This window comes from Spongiibacter thalassae (assembly GCF_012272835.1).
GTDB classification, from domain to species: domain Bacteria; phylum Pseudomonadota; class Gammaproteobacteria; order Pseudomonadales; family Spongiibacteraceae; genus Spongiibacter; species Spongiibacter thalassae.
In genome coordinates this window covers 308,744-325,018 of the sequence record NZ_JAAWWK010000002.1, presented here as the reverse complement: position 1 = coordinate 325,018, position 16,275 = coordinate 308,744, and the positions used below count along the sequence as shown (strand labels likewise).

The 16,275-nt window shown below is 57.8% G+C and carries 16 protein-coding genes and 1 tRNA gene; 6 read left to right on the top strand and 11 right to left on the bottom strand.

Going from position 1 to position 16,275, the window contains the following annotated elements; translation table 11 throughout:
- The first annotated feature begins 37 nt into the window (after positions 1-37).
- Positions 38-1,318, top strand: a complete 1,281-nt coding sequence (locus HCU74_RS05695; RefSeq protein WP_168449451.1) for an HlyC/CorC family transporter — start codon at positions 38-40, stop codon at positions 1,316-1,318.
- A 25-nt stretch (positions 1,319-1,343) separates the two neighbouring features.
- Here HCU74_RS05695 and HCU74_RS05690 read toward each other — a convergent pair whose 3' ends face one another.
- The 5 genes from HCU74_RS05690 to queA form a co-directional block, all read right to left on the bottom strand.
- Complete coding sequence (locus tag HCU74_RS05690; protein WP_168449450.1) at positions 1,344-1,535, bottom strand: DUF1289 domain-containing protein; 192 nt, start codon at positions 1,533-1,535, stop codon at positions 1,344-1,346.
- Complete coding sequence (locus tag HCU74_RS05685) at positions 1,532-2,056, bottom strand: gamma carbonic anhydrase family protein (protein ID WP_168449449.1); 525 nt, start codon at positions 2,054-2,056, stop codon at positions 1,532-1,534. Before HCU74_RS05685 ends, HCU74_RS05690 begins: the two co-directional genes overlap by 4 nt.
- A gap of 24 nt (positions 2,057-2,080) precedes the next feature.
- Positions 2,081-2,398, bottom strand: coding sequence for a YqfO family protein (locus HCU74_RS05680; RefSeq protein WP_168449448.1), 318 nt, complete (start codon positions 2,396-2,398; stop codon positions 2,081-2,083).
- Complete coding sequence (gene tgt, locus HCU74_RS05675) at positions 2,391-3,500, bottom strand: tRNA guanosine(34) transglycosylase Tgt (protein WP_168450031.1); 1,110 nt, start codon at positions 3,498-3,500, stop codon at positions 2,391-2,393. The genes HCU74_RS05680 and tgt overlap by 8 nt, the downstream gene beginning before the upstream one ends.
- An 83-nt stretch (positions 3,501-3,583) precedes the next feature.
- Positions 3,584-4,627 (bottom strand): tRNA preQ1(34) S-adenosylmethionine ribosyltransferase-isomerase QueA, encoded by a 1,044-nt coding sequence (queA, locus tag HCU74_RS05670; RefSeq protein WP_168449447.1) that lies wholly within the window; start codon positions 4,625-4,627, stop codon positions 3,584-3,586.
- 153 nt (positions 4,628-4,780) lie between these two features.
- Here queA and HCU74_RS05665 point away from each other — a divergent pair.
- The 3 genes from HCU74_RS05665 to HCU74_RS05655 all read left to right on the top strand — a co-directional run bounded on the left by HCU74_RS05665 (position 4,781) and on the right by HCU74_RS05655 (position 7,979).
- Positions 4,781-4,867: transfer RNA gene (locus tag HCU74_RS05665), tRNA-Leu, on the top strand.
- 419 nt (positions 4,868-5,286) lie between these two features.
- Positions 5,287-7,356 carry a TonB-dependent receptor gene (locus HCU74_RS05660; RefSeq protein WP_168449446.1) on the top strand — a complete coding sequence of 690 codons (2,070 nt, stop codon included), beginning with the start codon at positions 5,287-5,289 and terminating at the stop codon, positions 7,354-7,356.
- Between the two features lie 338 nt (positions 7,357-7,694).
- On the top strand, positions 7,695-7,979 hold the full coding sequence (locus HCU74_RS05655) for a hypothetical protein (RefSeq protein ID WP_168449445.1): 285 nt from the start codon (positions 7,695-7,697) through the stop codon (positions 7,977-7,979).
- Between the two features lie 44 nt (positions 7,980-8,023).
- Here the strand turns inward: HCU74_RS05655 and HCU74_RS05650 are convergent, their stop codons facing one another.
- Both HCU74_RS05650 and HCU74_RS05645 read right to left on the bottom strand, forming a co-directional pair.
- Positions 8,024-9,031 (bottom strand): tryptophan--tRNA ligase, encoded by a 1,008-nt coding sequence (locus HCU74_RS05650; protein WP_168450030.1) that lies wholly within the window; start codon positions 9,029-9,031, stop codon positions 8,024-8,026.
- Between the two features lie 79 nt (positions 9,032-9,110).
- Entirely contained in the window at positions 9,111-10,226 is a 1,116-nt protein-coding gene (locus HCU74_RS05645; RefSeq protein WP_210425130.1) for a tRNA-queuosine alpha-mannosyltransferase domain-containing protein, read from the bottom strand.
- A 112-nt stretch (positions 10,227-10,338) separates the two neighbouring features.
- Here HCU74_RS05645 and HCU74_RS05640 point away from each other — a divergent pair, with 112 nt between their 5' ends.
- A complete protein-coding gene (locus HCU74_RS05640) occupies positions 10,339-11,127 on the top strand; it encodes an enoyl-CoA hydratase/isomerase family protein (RefSeq protein ID WP_168449444.1) in 789 nt (262 codons plus the stop codon).
- A 574-nt stretch (positions 11,128-11,701) separates the two neighbouring features.
- Here the strand turns inward: HCU74_RS05640 and HCU74_RS05635 are convergent.
- The 4 genes from HCU74_RS05635 to tsaB all read right to left on the bottom strand — a co-directional run bounded on the left by HCU74_RS05635 (position 11,702) and on the right by tsaB (position 15,523).
- On the bottom strand, positions 11,702-12,982 hold the full coding sequence (locus HCU74_RS05635; RefSeq protein ID WP_168449443.1) for a M18 family aminopeptidase: 1,281 nt from the start codon (positions 12,980-12,982) through the stop codon (positions 11,702-11,704).
- 125 nt (positions 12,983-13,107) lie between these two features.
- Positions 13,108-13,986: an NAD(P)-dependent oxidoreductase gene (locus HCU74_RS05630; RefSeq protein WP_168449442.1), complete on the bottom strand. Its 879-nt coding sequence runs from the start codon at positions 13,984-13,986 to the stop codon at positions 13,108-13,110.
- A gap of 31 nt (positions 13,987-14,017) precedes the next feature.
- Positions 14,018-14,818, bottom strand: a complete 801-nt coding sequence (locus HCU74_RS05625) for an undecaprenyl-diphosphate phosphatase (RefSeq protein WP_168449441.1) — start codon at positions 14,816-14,818, stop codon at positions 14,018-14,020.
- 15 nt (positions 14,819-14,833) lie between these two features.
- Positions 14,834-15,523, bottom strand: coding sequence for a tRNA (adenosine(37)-N6)-threonylcarbamoyltransferase complex dimerization subunit type 1 TsaB (gene tsaB, locus HCU74_RS05620; RefSeq protein WP_168449440.1), 690 nt, complete (start codon positions 15,521-15,523; stop codon positions 14,834-14,836).
- A gap of 124 nt (positions 15,524-15,647) precedes the next feature.
- On the opposite strand from tsaB, the gene mobA reads away from it, so the two are divergent.
- Entirely contained in the window at positions 15,648-16,235 is a 588-nt protein-coding gene (gene mobA, locus HCU74_RS05615) for a molybdenum cofactor guanylyltransferase MobA (protein WP_168449439.1), read from the top strand.
- Positions 16,236-16,275: the final 40 nt, after the last annotated feature.

Genomic DNA, 16,275 nt, shown 5'->3' with positions numbered 1-16,275 from the left:
ATTGGCGCAATCTTTCTTCTCTGGAGTTTAGGGCTTTTTGAACGAAGCACCGCTGGGTCTGTTATTTGGAATATTGGCCGCACTAATCCTGTTATCCGGCTTTTTTTCCGGCTCTGAAACCGGGATGATGTCACTGAACCGCTACCGCCTGCGTCACAAGGCCAAAAGCGGGCATCGGGGTGCCAAGCGCGCAGCGCGCTTGCTCGAGCAACCCGACAGCCTCATCAGCACCATTCTTATCGGCAACAACCTGATTAATAATCTGGCCGCTGCCCTGGCGACGGTTATGGCGATTCGCCTCTATGGCGACAACGCCGTCGTACCCGCCTCTATTCTGCTGACACTGGTGTTTTTGATTTTTGCGGAGATCATCCCTAAAACCATTGCCGCCTATAAATCAGAAACCGTTGCCTACGCCGTCAGCCACGCCCTGCTGCCCCTGCGCAAACTGCTGTTTCCGGTGATCTGGCTGGTCAGCCATATCACCCATCTGGTGTTGCGGATTACCGGCGTAGAGCGCAATGACAGCGGCGAGCATATCGGCCTGGAAGAATTGCGCACCATTGTCGGTGACGCCGGTCATCTGATCCCCAAGCACCACCGGGGGATGTTGCTGAATATCCTCGATTTGGAAACCATCACCGTCGATGACATTATGATTCCGCGCAACGAGGTCTTCGGCATCGACATTGACGCTGACACCTCAACCATTATCGAAAAACTGCGGGACGCCGAATTCACCCGGATTCCGGTATTCCAAAGCGATATCGACAATATTGTTGGCATTCTGCACCAGCGCGACATTATCAACAGCGTCGATGACCACGGTCGAGTACAGCGGGACAAGCTGCTACAGGCCCTGCGTTCTCCTTACTTCATCCCGGAAGGCACGCCACTGCACACGCAACTGTTCAACTTCCAGAAGAAAAAGCGCCGCATGGGCATTGTGGTGGATGAATACGGCGTTATGCAGGGCATCGTGACCCTGGAAGACCTGCTCGAAGAGATCGTCGGCGAGTTCACCTCCAACCTGAGCACCGACACCGATGACATTACCCACCAGAGCGACGGCAGCTTCGTGATCGACGGCACCACAACGGTTCGGGACATCAACAAGACACTGAAGTGGGACCTGCCCACCGACGGCCCCAAGACCCTGAATGGCCTGCTACTGGAGCACCTGGAGTCCTTCCCGGAAGCTATGGTCGGGGTCAGCATCGACCGCTACCGCTTTGAAATTCTGGAGATGAAGGGCAATCTGATTCAGTTGGTCAGAGCCTACTCCCGCACACCCAGCAAACGCCAGCGCCAGTCGTAAACACCCGGTTGCAGACGGTGGCCGATCAGCCGTAGTAAGCCTTGCAGCGCTGATGGGCCAGCAGGATGACCTCGCGCCGCTGGGCATTGCTCATTGCCGACCAGTCACTGATTTCCCGCAAGTTGCGGTAGCAGCCGGTACACACATCGTTGTTATCCAGCGCACACACCGAAATACAGGGAGAGCTGACCGGCTTTTCCTGTTCTACCGCACTCATAGCTGGGGCTTCAACGCCGCACGAAAGTGCGCCGCATTCTCCACATAGTGATGTGCTGACCCGATAAGAGCCTCCTGCTCCTCGGCACTTAGCTGGCGGCGCACCTTGGCTGGACTACCCAGCACCATCGAGCCGTCAGGAATTTCCATGCCCTCGGTCACCAGTGCATTGGCACCGATCAGACAGCCCTTGCCGATTTTCGCGCCGTTGAGCACCACCGCATTGATGCCGATCAGTGAGCCCTCACCGATCGTACAGCCGTGGAGCATCACCTTATGACCAATGGTGACATCGGGGCCAACCGTCAGGGGAAAACCGGGGTCACTGTGCAGAATCGAGCCATCCTGAATATTGCTGCCCTCGCCGATGGTGATCAGCTCGTTGTCGCCGCGAATCACCACATTGAACCAGATATTGGCACGGGCCTTCAGCAGCACATTGCCGATGACCGTGGCGTTGTCGGCCACGAAATGCCCGTCGCCTTCCTGTTGAACCTTTCGTTCACCCAGTTGATATAGCATATTCACACCTTGCGTTGACGGCCCCTACAGACCTGTTGTCACAGTTTGAAGAATATCAAATGCCGGTTCTTCATAGGGGTGCGCCCGCCGCAGCGCGTGCACCACATTTTTTATCGCTGCTTCCTCACACAGCATTTCAACCCGATACTCCGGCACGACCTCTACCCTGTCTTGCGCACCAATAAAAGGGGAGCTGCCCTCCAGCGGCCGAAATTGACCATAGCCCAGCGTCTGCCAACAACAGTGGTCATAGTGGCCCTGCCGCCCGGCCCCGGCGGCAAATACCGCCTCCTTCACCGTTTCCAGGTGAGAGGCCGGCACAAAGAACACCAGTTTATACATCTGACTTGCCACCCTGAGTTGCATAGAACTCTTCGGCAAAGGCCGCCAAACGGCCCTGTTCGATCGCCTGACGAATCGCCGCCATATGATTCTGATAGTAGCGCAGGTTGTGGATGGTATTCAGCTGGGCGCCGAGAATTTCGCGACACTTGTCCAGGTGGTGCAGGTAGGCCCGGGAAAAATTCTGACAGGTATAGCAGTCGCAGTTGGCGTCCAGTGGCTGATTACTATGGCGATGCACGGCGTTGCGGATTTTGATTACACCCGTGGAGGTAAACAGATGACCATTACGTGCATTCCGGGTGGGCATGACACAATCGAACATATCGACGCCGCGCATCACCGCCTCCAGGATATCACCGGGCTTCCCCACCCCCATCAAATAGCGGGGACGCTCCTCCGGCAGATCATGGGCAAGGCCGTCCAGTACCTTGAGCATCTCATCCTTCGGTTCACCCACTGACAGACCGCCAATCGCATAGCCGTCAAAGCCGATTTCCCGCAAACCGTCCAGGGACTCCTGGCGCAGATTGGGGTACATCCCCCCCTGAATGATGCCGAACAGCGCGGCGTCGGAATCACCGTGGGCGGCCTTGCTGCGGGCTGCCCAGCGCAGTGACAACTCCATCGACTTGCGCGCCTCCTGCTCACCGGCGGGATAGGGGGTACACTCGTCGAAGATCATCACAATGTCCGCACCCAGATCGCGCTGCACCTCCATCGAACGCTCGGGGTCCATATACACCTTACTGCCATCGACCGGCGACTGAAAGGACACCCCTTCTTCACTGATCTTGCGCAGTTTGCCCAGGCTCCACACCTGAAAGCCGCCTGAGTCTGTCAAAATAGGCCCCTGCCAGCCGATAAAATCGTGCAGGTCACCATGGGCCTTGACCACTTCGGTGCCGGGGCGCAGCATCAAATGAAAGGTATTGCCAAGAATGATCTGCGCACCAATACCGACAATATCCCGCGGCAACATGCCCTTCACTGTGCCGTAAGTGCCCACCGGCATAAACGCCGGGGTTTCCACCACCCCGCGGGGGAATTGCAGCTGCCCCCGTCGCGCGAGGCCATCCTGCCCCGAGCGGGAAAAGCTCATCCGGCAGGTGCGGCCAGCATTCGCGGCATTGGCGTGATCAGCCGGAGACTCAGACATAACAATTCACTCCTGAAAAGCAGCGGCTAACCCGCCGCAGGAAAGACTAACATGGCATCGCCATAGCTGAAAAAGCGGTAGCGCTGCGCCACCGCCTCATTGTAGGCATTCAACACCTGCTCCCGCCCAGCCATCGCGCTGACCAGCATAATCAATGTCGATTCGGGCAGGTGGAAATTGGTGAACAACACATCGACACTTTTGAACTGGTAACCGGGGTAAATAAATATCTGACTGTCGCCCTGAAATTCCGCGATTTCCCCCGAGGCAGAAGCACTTTCCAGGCTGCGTACACTGGTGGTACCCACCGCGACAACACGCCCTCCCCTGGCACGGGTAGTACGCACTTTCTCCGCCACCTCAGCGGAGACTTCAATATACTCCGAGTGCATTTCGTGGTCGCGAATATCATCCGCGCGCACCGGCTGGAAAGTACCCGCCCCAACATGGAGGGTGACAAAGGCGCGCTCCACCCCTTTGCGCTCACAGGCCGCGAGAAACTCCTCGGTGAAATGCAGACCCGCCGTTGGCGCCGCCACGGCACCGTCGCGCTGGGCGTACACGGTTTGATAACGCTCCTTGTCTGCCTGCTCGTCGGCGCGATCAATATAGGGAGGCAAGGGCATATGGCCAAACTGCTCCAGTCGTTCCAGCACGCTGGTATCAAAGGTCAGCTCAAACAGCGCCCCGCGACGGCCCTGCACCTGAACGCTGGCATCACTCACCGCAGCCTCCTCCGTAGCACTCAACCACAGTTTGGCCCCAGCCTTGGGAGATTTGCTCGCACGGATATGAGCAAGCACATTGCGCTCATCCAGCACCCGCTCAATCAGAATTTCAATGCGACCACCGCTTTCCTTGGCGCCGAATAAACGCGCCGGAATCACTCGCGTGTCATTGAACACCAGGAGATCGCCGGGCTGTAAATACTCCAGCAGATCGGTAAATTGCCGGTGGGCAACACCGCCCTCGGCGTCCAGCACCAGCAAGCGGCTGCCATCGCGCTGCTCTGCGGGATAGCGCGCTATTAATTCATCGGGCAAATCGAAATGGAAATCGCGGCGTTGCATGATCGGCTACTGGCTGGTCAAAATGGGAGCGCGCAAGATTAACGGAAAATGACAAACGACTCCACCGCCACCCGAGCGAGGCACATATTCCTAAAATAATCCGTCGGACAATTGACCCGCCATGCGAGGCTGTTATAATCCCGCCTCGCTTATGCCAGAGTGGTGAAATTGGTAGACACAGGGGATTCAAAATCCCCCGCCCTTAAAAGCGTGCCGGTTCGAGTCCGGCCTCTGGTACCATCTCTTTCGACGTTACCTCGTCACTATTCCTTCCTGAATCTTCACAATGCTCAGCCGCCGAAAGGCCGGAGGAGAAGCGAAACGTTCGACCGGAAGCATCGCTTTTGGAACAGGCGGCAAGAATCCGACGGGGTCTGTCCCCGTTTCTCTGGGGACAGACCCCTATTATCGAGCTCGCGCCCCCGCAGCTGACTCCCAGACCCAATATCTCACCCATTACGTAGAGGGCATCGTCCAGCTATCTGCGGTAGGATGACCGGCCCTGGCACGCACGCTCAAAGATTTACGTTTTTGCACGTGGCTTGCACCGGCTGGAACGCGTAGTATTTTGGCACCTTTACCAACACTGCCTGCGGTGTTGAAGTGACGACAACAGAGTCCGTTTTATACACTCGCGACATTATAAAGAGACTGGAACCATGAAAAATCTGGGGAGGCAATTCGGCGCTATCGCTCTGGCGGTGGTAGCGGGGCAAGTTACGGCCGAAGACAGCGATACGGGCTCGCCCGCACTGGAGACGGTGTCGGTAACCGCCAGCCGAATCGCCCGCGACCACGCCGACCTCGGTTTGTCCTTGAGCATTATTCCCGGTGAGGAAATCGAAGAGGTCTCGCACACCCACATCAGTGAGCTGCTCAGCCGCGTCCCCGGGGTGTGGATCAGCCGCGGCAACGGACAGGAGCACCTCACCGCCATTCGCTCGGGAGTATTGACCGGCGCGGGAAGTTGCGGTGCGTTTTATATGGCGGAAGATGGCATCCCCCTGCGCGCACCCGGCTTTTGCAACGTCAATCAGTTATTCGACGCCAACACTGAACAGGCGGGTCGTATAGAGGTGATTCGCGGCGCCGGTACTGCAGTGCACGGTTCCAATGCCCTGAACGGCGTTGTCAATGTGATCAGCGCCGCGCCGTCTGAACAGGCGGAAACCCGCATTGCCGCCGAGGCAGGCGCCAATGATTACAGCCGCCTAAAACTCACCACCAGCAATACCCTCGGCGCTCACGGCTTCCGCATCAGTGCCCATGGCGAGCACGATGGTGGCTATAAGGACGACTCCGGCTACGACCAGCAAAAACTGTCTTTGCGCCACGACTATGCCGGCAGCGTGTGGACAGTGCAATCACTGCTCAGTGGTGCCCACCTCGAGCAGGAAACCGCAGGCTATGTGTTGGGCGAAGACGCTTATAAAGACTCCACACGCAAGCGCGAAAATCCCAACCCGGAAGCCTATCGCAACAGCGATAGCGTGCGCGCCTATAGCCGCTTTAGCCGCGACGGCACCCAGGACAGCCATTTCGTGGTGACGCCTTACCTCCGCTATACCGACATGGCATTTTTGCAGCACTTCCTCCGCGGGACTCCCACGGAGGAAAATGGCGAGCGCAGTGTCGGGGTGCAGTCCGCCTTCTACCAACAAAACAGCGACGCCTTAACCCTGCACAACGGCTTCGATATGGAGCTGACCCAAGCCTACTTGAAGGAAACCCAAAGCAACCCCGATCTCGGCGTATTCCCCACTGGCAAGCACTATGACTACGAAGTGGATGCCAAGTACTTTGCCTGGTTTGTTGGCGCAGACTACCAAATCAACCGTAAAACCAGCTTCAGTTTTGGTGCCCGCTACGACATCCAGTTTTACGACTACGACAACAGAATGATTAGCGGCAACACACGGGACGACGGCACACCGTGCACAACCGGCACCCCGGCCACCGCTACGCCCTGCCGCTACGCCCGCCCCGAAGATGGTTCTGCACGATTCAGAAACTGGTCATTCCAGACCGGGTTGCAGAGGCAGATGAATGAACATCACGCCCTGAACCTCAAACTGGCCCACGGCTTCCGTGCCCCCCAGGCCAGCGAGCTGTATCGGCTGCAATCCCAGCAGCTGAGCTCCGATGTTGAAGAGGAGGCGATGAACTCCGCGGAGCTAGGTTTAGTGGGTGAATGGCGTCGGTTCAGCTACGACGCGGCCCTCTATTGGTTGCACAAGGACGACGTGATTATTCAGGACAGCCAGCGTCGCTATATCAACGGCAGCCAGACTATCAGCCGCGGTGCTGAACTGGCCATTGTCTGGTCGCTCCACGAAAAACTGCTATGGCGTATGCAGGGTAGCTACGCCAAGCATCAGTTCGGTAACGACGCCGTAAGCAACGAGGGCAATGAATTGGACACCGCCCCCCGCCTGCTCGCCGCAACACAACTGGAATGGCGCCCCTTCAGCGCCACCAAACTGGTGCTTGAGGCCAGCCATCAAGACGAGTATTACCTGGAGGCAAGCAACAGCTTCACCTACCCGGGCCACACTCTGGTGAATCTTCGCTGGCATCAGGACTATGGCGACCAGGTTTACAGCGTTGTTCGTGTGCACAATGCCGCAGACATCGACTACGCCGACCGGGCCGACTACGCCTTTGGCAACTACCGCTACTTTATTGGTACGCCGCGCAGCATACTTGTCGAGCTGGGCGTCAAGTTTTAGCTTTATTACAGAGTACACAGGCGGGGCCAAGGCCCGGCCTGTTACTCTCAGCCGCCAGAGCCGCCACGCACCTCCTTCTGCCCAACCACCTGCACTGCCGCCTCTCACTCTTCAGCAGAAACGCCGCTGAGGCAGCTCGTTTTATCCCAACAAGACGACGGCGGCAAGCGCGCAACTCCACCTGGCACAGCGCAAAACAGTAGGTATAAATACGTAGATAAAGGGACTTTTCAGCGATATTGCGTGACCGCCATCGCGTTTGCAGACAACGGCGGTTTTGCCGCTAACTTTTTTCGTTATAGTTATTCCAAGCCAACGGGACATGCGGGGCAACTATAATGAAAATCGTCACCCTCATCATCGGATTACTGACCACCGTTACCTCTTTGAGCAGCTTTGCGCAATCCGGCAATGACTTTTCCGGCACAGCGCTGGCAGCGCCCCACCAAACCGTTCTGGGCCACGGCATTGATCTCCGCCTGCCTGTCGCCGAGAACGACCATCTGGCGACCCCTTCAACACTGAAAGCAGGCGCGACCACCTTAAGACTGCAACTGGGCAAACAACGCCGTTTGAATATCACATTGGATGTCAGCGGCCTGTCGCTGAGCGCGAACTTCTAACTATTCGCCGTCACCAATATGCAGCGAAACACACCTTTGACTAGTTAACCAAATTTCGCCAAGCCCACCGCAGAACGTACCTTGGCCAGCATGGGTGCCGCATGGGCACGAGCCTTCTCCGCTCCCTTTTTCAGCTCGGCATCCAGATAAGCGCCGTCTTCGAGAATTTCGTTATAACGCGTGCGCGCCTCGGCCACTTCGCTGTTTATCAGTTCAAACAATGCCTTCTTGGCTTCGCCCCAGGCAATACCCTGTTCAAACTGCGACCGCATATCGGCGGTTTGCTCGGGAGTGGCAAAGGCCGTCCAGATCTGGAATACCGTTGAGGTATCCGGGTCCTTCGGCTCGCCCGGCTCCAACAGATTGGTTTTGATTTTGTTGATATGTTTTTTGAGCTGTTTTTCACCCAGAAACAGCGGAATCGTGTTGCCATAGCTCTTGCTCATCTTGCGGCCGTCAAGACCATTGAGCAGTGCAATATTCTCATCAACCACCGCCTCTGGCAGGCTGAAAGTATCACCGTAGATATGATTGAAGCGCTGAGCCATATCCCGCGCCATCTCAATATGCTGAATCTGATCACGCCCCACCGGCACACGCTGGGCGTTGAACATCAGGATGTCCGCCGCCATCAGTACCGGGTAGGAAAAAAGTCCCATTGTCACGCCAAAATCGGCATCTTCAGACTTCTCCTCGTTGTCCTGCACCGCCGCCTTGTAAGCGTGGGAGCGATTCATCAGTCCCTTCGCGCAGATACAGTTGAGCACCCAGGTCAGCTCGGTGATTTCCGGCACATCTGACTGGCGATAAAAGGTGCAGCGATCGGTATCCAGCCCCAGGGCCAGCCAGGTGGCGGCAATTTCCCGCGCGGACTGATGTACCGCAGCAGGGTCCTGACACTTGATTAAGGCGTGGTAGTCCGCCAGAAAGAAAAAACTGTCCTGGTCATTGGAAAGGCTCTCGGCGATTGCCGGACGAATGGCACCGACGTAGTTGCCCAGGTGGGGGGTGCCGGTGGTAGTGATGCCCGTAAGCACGCGGGGTTTTGCCAAAGTGTCCGTCACGGTAATGTCCTGTCCAGCGGGTATTCAAGGGCGCTTATGATACTGACTCACCCCGAGGCTGTCACCGTTACTGTCGCGCCTCGGCAAGTCGCCGCGAAAACATCTCGCTGTACCGGGGTGCCAGCGACGACCACGCCAGTTTACCAATGTCGGGAACAACCAGTTCACCTTGCCGCTTCAGCCGTATCAAACGCTGCACCTCGGCAGCAACTGCCCGACCTTCACCCTCGATATCGCTGCCCTTATCAGCGTAAAAGTAGTCACCGCTAAACCACTCGGGATAACATAAACGCCTCGGCACCAGAGGGCGACAGCCCGCCGCCACCGCCTCCAGCACCGCCAACCCCTGAAAATCATGTATTGCGGTAGACAGCACTACATCCGCACTGGCAAGCAGATTTCTGTAGTCATCACCACTTTCGACAAACCCCCAATGGCGGAGCGCAAGACAGGCACTGCCTGCCAGCACCCTTTCAATCTCCGCAAATTCTCGAGGTTGTTGACGAAACTGCTGGCCAACAATACTCAGGTCAAGCTCCACCCCCGCCGCATCGCAAGCCGACACTATAGCCAACAGGCGCTCCGGGCCTTTGTCGTATTCCCAGCGGTGATTCCACACTATGTGCAGCCGCCCGCTACTGCTCCGCGGCTCCGGTGCCGGCCATAAGTCGATGCCCACCGGCAGCAAACTCGACGAGGAGAAGCATCGCATCACCGCTTCCACCGGGCAAAAATCCGGCATCTTCTTCAGCAGCTTTTCAGCGCCCGCAAGAAAGGTTGTGCGATTGTATTCACTGTTGAACACCAGCTGGTCCGCGGCCAACGCGCTGTATACCGACAGCATCTGCGGTTCCACACTGTCAAACTGGCGACCGCTGTCGGGATAGGCGAACTGGTTTTCGTGGAAGTACAACACCGTGGGTAAAGCGCACAGGGCCGGGCACAGGCCCCGCAAAGCCGATAGGTCCGTCATCGATGTTGCCAACAGCAGGTCGTAATCCGCCTCAAGGGTCGCTTTTTCCATCAGTGCCCAACTCAGGCTGTTGCCACGTACACGCCAGCGAAAATAGCGCGGCGGCAAGGTGAGCAGCGTCCAGTCGTGCTCAGGCAAGGCCCTTATCAGGCCCTCGGCCCACAGAGCGTGGCTGGCCGCATGATAGGCCGACAACAGCAAAATACGCACACACCCTCCGTTTACACGACCTGGCTCGGCAGCCCCCTGCATTGACCCCGGCACAGGCCTGCTCTACTCTCTCGACCACCAAAAACAACGTATTGAACAGGCCCGGGGACTCATGAGTCAATTTGAAAGTATCAGTTTTGAAAAAAGTAACGGCATCGCCACTATCACCCTGAATCGTCCGGATGCGGCACACAGCGTTGACCTGCAAATGGCTCAGGAGCTGATGAAAGCCGCCATTATCTGTGATACCGACAAGGACATTCGCGCGGTAGTGCTCACCGCCAGCGGAAAAATGTTCTGCGCCGGCGGCGATGTCGCCAGTTTCCACAGCGCGGGCGCCGGCATTGACGTGCTGCTCAAGGAAATCACCGGCAACCTCCACGCCGCCAACAGCCGCTTTGCGCGCATGCGGGCACCGTTGATCGTCGCAGTGAACGGCACCTGCGCCGGCGCCGGATTCAGCCTGGCCATCAGCGGCGATGTTGTGCTGTGTTCCGACAAGGCCAAGTTCACCTCTGCTTATACCGCGCTGGGCGTCAGCCCGGATGGCAGCTCCACGCACCTACTACCCAAGTTAGTTGGCTTGCGCCGCGCCCAGGAGCTGTATTACACCAACCGCGTGCTCAGCGCCCAGGAAGCGCTGGACTGGGGACTGGTAACGCGAGTCGTACCCGCCGATGAATTGACCGTGGAAGCTGAAAAACTGGCCGCCCAGATGGCCGCTGGCCCCACCGAGGCCTATGGTCGGACCAAGGAATTGCTGCTGACCACCTACTCCAACAGCCTTGAAACCCAGCTGGAACTGGAAAGCCGCGGCATCGCCTACTGCGGAGCGACCCGCGACGGGCAAGAGGGAATTAGCGCCTTCGCCGAAAAACGCAAGCCCACCTTCAAGGGCTGAGAAAGGGTTCGCGGGCAGGGCCCGCTCCCACAGGGGATGAACACAAATGTGGGAGTGGGGCCTGTCCGCGAGCTGTTAGGCCGCTCATCCAACCCGTGGTGTTTTCGCGAGGAAGCCTCGCTCCCACAGAGAGTGAACACTGGTGTGGGAGCGGGCCCCGCCCGTGAGCTGTTAGGCCACTCATCCAACCCGCAGTGTTTTCGCGAGGAAGCCTCGCTCCCACAAAGGGTGAACACTGGTGTGGGAGCGGGCCCTGCCCGCGAGCTGTTAGGCCACTCATCCAACCCGTGGTGTTTTCGCGAGGAAGACTCACTCCGACAGAGGGTGAACACTGGTGTGGGAGCGGACCCTGTCCGCGAGCTGTTAGGCTACTCATCCAGCCCGCGGTGTTTTCGCGAGGAAGCCTCGCTCCCACAGAGGGTGAACACTGGTGTGGGAGCGGGCCCTGCTCGCGAGCTGTTAGGCTACTCATCCAGCCCGCGGTGTTTTCGCGAGGAAGCCTCGCTCCCACAAAGGGTGAGCACTGGTGTGGGAGCGGGCCCTGCCCGCGAACGGTTCAGCCAACTCCGCCCAGCTAATCCCGCCGATAAAATACCGACAGCACACGACTCAAGCCGTAGGCGTCGTCACGACCGGCCAATTCGCGAATGGAGTGCATGGCAAAGGTCGGCACGCCGACATCCAGCGTGGGGACACCCAGCGCCGATGCGGTAATCGGGCCGATGGTGCTGCCACAGGCCATATCACTGCGCACCACGAAACTTTGCACCGGCTGCCCTGCCCGAGCGCACAGATCGCGAAACATAGCACTGGTTTCGCTGTTGGTGGCATAGCGTTGGTTCACGTTGATTTTGATCACCGCACCTTGATTCAACAGGGGGCCGTGATTGGCATCGTGGCGGTCGCTGAAATTCGGGTGGACGCCGTGAGCGTTGTCTGCGGAGATCATCAACGAGCGGGAGATTGCCCGCTGCCAGGTAGTTTCACTCCCCGCTATTCGGCGTAGCACGGACTCCAGCATTGGCCCCTGGGCGCCACTGGAGGACATGCTTCCCACTTCCTCGTGATCGTTGCACACCAGCACGGAGTGCTCGTCAGCGGGCGCCTCCAACAACGCCTGCAGACCAATATAACAGGACAGTAGATTATCAAGGCGGGCGCTGGCGATAAACTCACCGTGCAAACCGATCAAGGCGGCGCACTGGCAATCGTAAAAGCTGAGTTCGTAATCCAGTACCGCATCGACATCGTCAACACCCTCCTCGGAGAGCATGTCGACAAGCAGCGCAGTGAAGTCCGGTGTATTTTCTGCACAGCCCAACAACACCGGCAAATCCGTTTGCGGGTTTACCGTGCGATTATTATTGGCTTCGCGATCCAAATGAATGGCCAGGCTCGGAATGCTGGCAATCGCGCGACCGCTGTCTACCAGCGCGCTGACCACCCGGCCTGCCGTATTGCGATAGCTGACCCGCCCCGCCATACCCAAATCGCGATCGAACCAGGGGTTAAGCAATGCGCCGCCGTAGACCTCCACACCGAGCTGAAAATAGCCCTTGCGGTGCAATACCGGATTGGGATTGACCTTCAAACAGGGGCTATCGGTATGGGCTCCGGCCATGCGCCAGCCGCTCTCAGCCACGTCCACATCGCCGCAACGAAAGGCCACTATCGATGAATCATTGCGGGTCACGAAATAGCCTTCGCCGGGCACCAGCGACCATTCCTCACCCTCACTAAGCGACTGAAAACCTGCCGCGGTCAACGCTTTAACCATAGCGGCGGTGGCATGGAAGGGGGTAGGACTGCTATCCAGAAAATCCAGCAGTCCGTTATTAAATTCCTCAACTTTCATAGTGATGTCACAACACCTTTATTTAACAACGGCTGGTTTATAACGGCGCGTTCACCGTCTCGGCAGCGCGTGGTAGACGGTCTGGCTATGCTCAGTTCCATTCGAGAACATCCATTAGGCAGACTTTATTTTTTACCCTGCGATGCCTGCAACGCCAACAGCAGACTTGAGGTATCCTTGCGCCCACCCCCGAGGGCCTGCACCTGGGCATAGTACTGATCGACCAGGGCGGTCACTGGCAAGCTACTGCCCTGCCGGCGCGCCTCATCAAGCACGTAGGACAAATCCTTGCGCATCCAGTCCACGGCGAAGCCAAAATCAAACTCGCCCTTCAACATGGTGCCAGCGCGATTTTCCATTTGCCATGACTGGGCGGCACCGGCGCTGATCACATCCACCACCGCATCCATATCCAGACCGGCTTGCTGGCCAAAGTTCAGCCCCTCTGCCAACCCCTGCAGCAGCCCGGCAATACAGATCTGGTTGACCATTTTGGCCAACTGTCCGTCACCGCTATCGCCCAGGCGACGAAAGCGTGCGGCGTAACAGGCCAGTACAGGCTCGACCGCGGCGCAGGCCGCCGCATCGCCGCCCATCATCACCGTTAATTTTCCGGCTTCGGCACCGGCCTGGCCACCGGACACCGGCGCGTCAATAAAATGCAGGCCGCATTCCTTTGCTGCAGCCGCCATGTCCCGGGCGAGTTCGGCAGAGGTAGTTGAATGGTCTATGACAATGCCACCCGCTGGCATCGCGGCAAATACACCATCGGGGCCGGTGAGCACCGTCCGCACATCTTCGTCGGCCCCTAAACACAGCGCCACACAATCGCGATCCACAACCGCCTCTTTAACACTCGCCTCGGCGAGCTCAGCAAATTCACCCTGCCAACGATTCGCCTTCGCCGCGCTGCGGTTATATACCTTTACGTCCAGACCGGCGTTATAGAGGTGACCCGCCATGGGATAGCCCATAACACCCAGCCCCAGAAATGCCACCTTCATTTGCGCCCCCCCGAAATGACGACAAGCGCCGTCAACTCAACACCACAGCGTAAATAATCAGGGCCAGCACAACCCGGTAAATGGCAAAAGGCAGCATACCGATTCGCTCGACCCAGCCCATAAACCAGTGAATACAGGCGTAGGCCGTCACCGCAGACACCAGAATACCAATGCCCAGCGGCAGCCATTCACCGGTGCTACCGCCTTGCAACAGCTCAAGCAGTTTATAACCACCTGCAGCCGCAATAATCGGCATGGACAAGTAGAAGGAGAAGCGTGCGGCGTCGCTGCGACCCAGGCCAAGTAACAGCGCCACGGTAATGGTAATCCCCGAGCGCGAGGTGCCAGGCACCAACGCAAGCGCCTGGGCCAGCCCCACCAGCAAGGCAATGCGCAGGCCGATGTCTTCAATACGGCGATGTGGGTTCGATACCCTGTCGGCAATGCCCAGAATCACACCGAACACCAGTGTTGTGGTCGCCAACACCATACCGTTGCGCAGGTGCAATTCGATAAAATCGTTAAACAACAGCCCAGCGACAATTGCCGGAATGGTGGCCACAATGACCATCCAGGCAATGCGGCTGTCGGCGGTTTTCTGTCCGCGAAACACACTCATCGACCAGGCCGTCACCAGGTTTTCGACATCGCGACGGAAGTACCAAAGCACCGCCATCAACGACCCCACATGTACCGCAACATCGAAGGCCAAGCCCTGATCTTCCCAACCCAGCAATGCCTGAGGCAGCACCAGGTGCCCGGAGCTGGACACCGGCAAAAACTCGGTCAGCCCCTGAATCGCAGCGAGAATGACAGCCTGCAATATATCCATTTGACTCACTTCCTTTTACTTTTGGTTTTCTGTTTTTTGCCAGGCGACGCTGTCCCGCAAATACACCGGCTGCGCCAGCGCAGCGTCTATCGCTGCCCCTTGTTTAAATCTCTGCTCAGCCAACCGCAGCGCCGCACCGGCGTGGGGTAAATGGTCGAGCACAACGGTTTCAAGTAATTCACCATCAGAAAAGCGGTCGCGATAGCCCCAACCATCGCCCAGGCCAATGCCCTGGGAAGGCAGTTCAGCAACCTCCTCCGGCTTGAACAGGCCATCTTCAACCACCGGCACCACCTGCCCGGACTCTACGCGATAGCGCCCAAAATAGACTTCATCCATGCGAGCATCCAGCGCCGGCAGCAACATACTGCCCTCAGCCAACGTGTGTTGCTGGGTGTAGTGCATTGCCATCGACGCCAGGGTAGACACTGGCACCACAGGAATATCAGCAGCAAAGGCCAGGCCCTGCACTGTGGCGATAGCCACCCGCAAACCGGTAAAGGATCCCGGGCCAGCAGTGAAGGCGATACCATCGAGATCCGCCACCCGCAGACCGCGCTGCTGCAGCATCTCATCGACCATGGGCAGTAAAAACCGTGTATGAGCGCGGGGTAACATGCGAAAATCGACGCTGATTTCACCGGCATGCAAGACAGCCACCGAACAGGCTTCGGTTGCAGCGTCGATGGCTAATAATGTGGTCATAAACAGCTCAGGCCAGACAGGTTCATTGCGCAGGCATAATAGCACAGCCAATGACGATCACCGATAATAGCACCGGTTGGCGAAAGCCCCGGTGAATACACCGCCCTTCAGAACAAGGTAAACCATGCCCAGCAGCTCAGACAACGACACCGTACTCTCTGTATTGATTCTCGCCGGTGGTGCGGGTCGTCGTATGGGTGGCCGCGATAAAGGCCTGATAAACTGGCGGGGAAAACCATTGATTGAGCATGTTCTCGCCAGAGCCCCCAACGGCGCTGAGCGCTTGATTAGCTGTAACCGCCACCTCGATGATTACGCCAAATATGGCCGCCCGATCATCGACGCACCCTCCGAAAAAGCCGAAGACTACCCCGGCCCCCTGGCTGGCATACTTGCGGGACTGAGCCACTGCACCGGACAAAACCTGTTACTTCTGCCCTGCGACAGCCCCAATCCACCCATCGACCTTTACCCACGACTGGCCCGAGCGCAGCCGCCACAGGGCATCAGCTATGCCCACGATGGCGGGCGCGACCAATATCTCTTTGCACTGATCTCCCCTGCGGCTGCACCAAGCCTGGCAAACTACCTGGCAGGCGGCGCACGCAGTGTGAAGGGCTGGTATCAGCAAGAGCAGGCAGTGGCGGTGGATTTTTCTGAATGTCCCGAATACTTTGTAAACTTTAATACCGTTGCGGATATGGACGTATAACAAACGTGGCGATCGGGGTCTGTCCCCGCTTTATGAGGGG

What these genes read in the sequence shown, in the direction of transcription:
- HCU74_RS05690 (WP_168449450.1), bottom strand. Translation starts at nt 1,535, where the DNA reads ATGAGTGCGGTAGAACAGGAAAAGCCGGTCAGCTCTCCCTGTATTTCG.
- HCU74_RS05685 (WP_168449449.1), bottom strand. Translation starts at nt 2,056, where the DNA reads ATGCTATATCAACTGGGTGAACGAAAGGTTCAACAGGAAGGCGACGGG.
- HCU74_RS05680 (WP_168449448.1), bottom strand. Translation starts at nt 2,398, where the DNA reads ATGTATAAACTGGTGTTCTTTGTGCCGGCCTCTCACCTGGAAACGGTG.
- tgt (WP_168450031.1), bottom strand. Translation starts at nt 3,500, where the DNA reads ATGAGCTTTTCCCGCTCGGGGCAGGATGGCCTCGCGCGACGGGGGCAG.
- queA (WP_168449447.1), bottom strand. Translation starts at nt 4,627, where the DNA reads ATGCAACGCCGCGATTTCCATTTCGATTTGCCCGATGAATTAATAGCG.
- HCU74_RS05660 (WP_168449446.1), top strand. Translation starts at nt 5,287, where the DNA reads ATGAAAAATCTGGGGAGGCAATTCGGCGCTATCGCTCTGGCGGTGGTA.
- HCU74_RS05655 (WP_168449445.1), top strand. Translation starts at nt 7,695, where the DNA reads ATGAAAATCGTCACCCTCATCATCGGATTACTGACCACCGTTACCTCT.
- HCU74_RS05640 (WP_168449444.1), top strand. Translation starts at nt 10,339, where the DNA reads ATGAGTCAATTTGAAAGTATCAGTTTTGAAAAAAGTAACGGCATCGCC.
- HCU74_RS05635 (WP_168449443.1), bottom strand. Translation starts at nt 12,982, where the DNA reads ATGAAAGTTGAGGAATTTAATAACGGACTGCTGGATTTTCTGGATAGC.
- HCU74_RS05630 (WP_168449442.1), bottom strand. Translation starts at nt 13,986, where the DNA reads ATGAAGGTGGCATTTCTGGGGCTGGGTGTTATGGGCTATCCCATGGCG.
- HCU74_RS05625 (WP_168449441.1), bottom strand. Translation starts at nt 14,818, where the DNA reads ATGGATATATTGCAGGCTGTCATTCTCGCTGCGATTCAGGGGCTGACC.
- tsaB (WP_168449440.1), bottom strand. Translation starts at nt 15,523, where the DNA reads ATGACCACATTATTAGCCATCGACGCTGCAACCGAAGCCTGTTCGGTG.
- mobA (WP_168449439.1), top strand. Translation starts at nt 15,648, where the DNA reads ATGCCCAGCAGCTCAGACAACGACACCGTACTCTCTGTATTGATTCTC.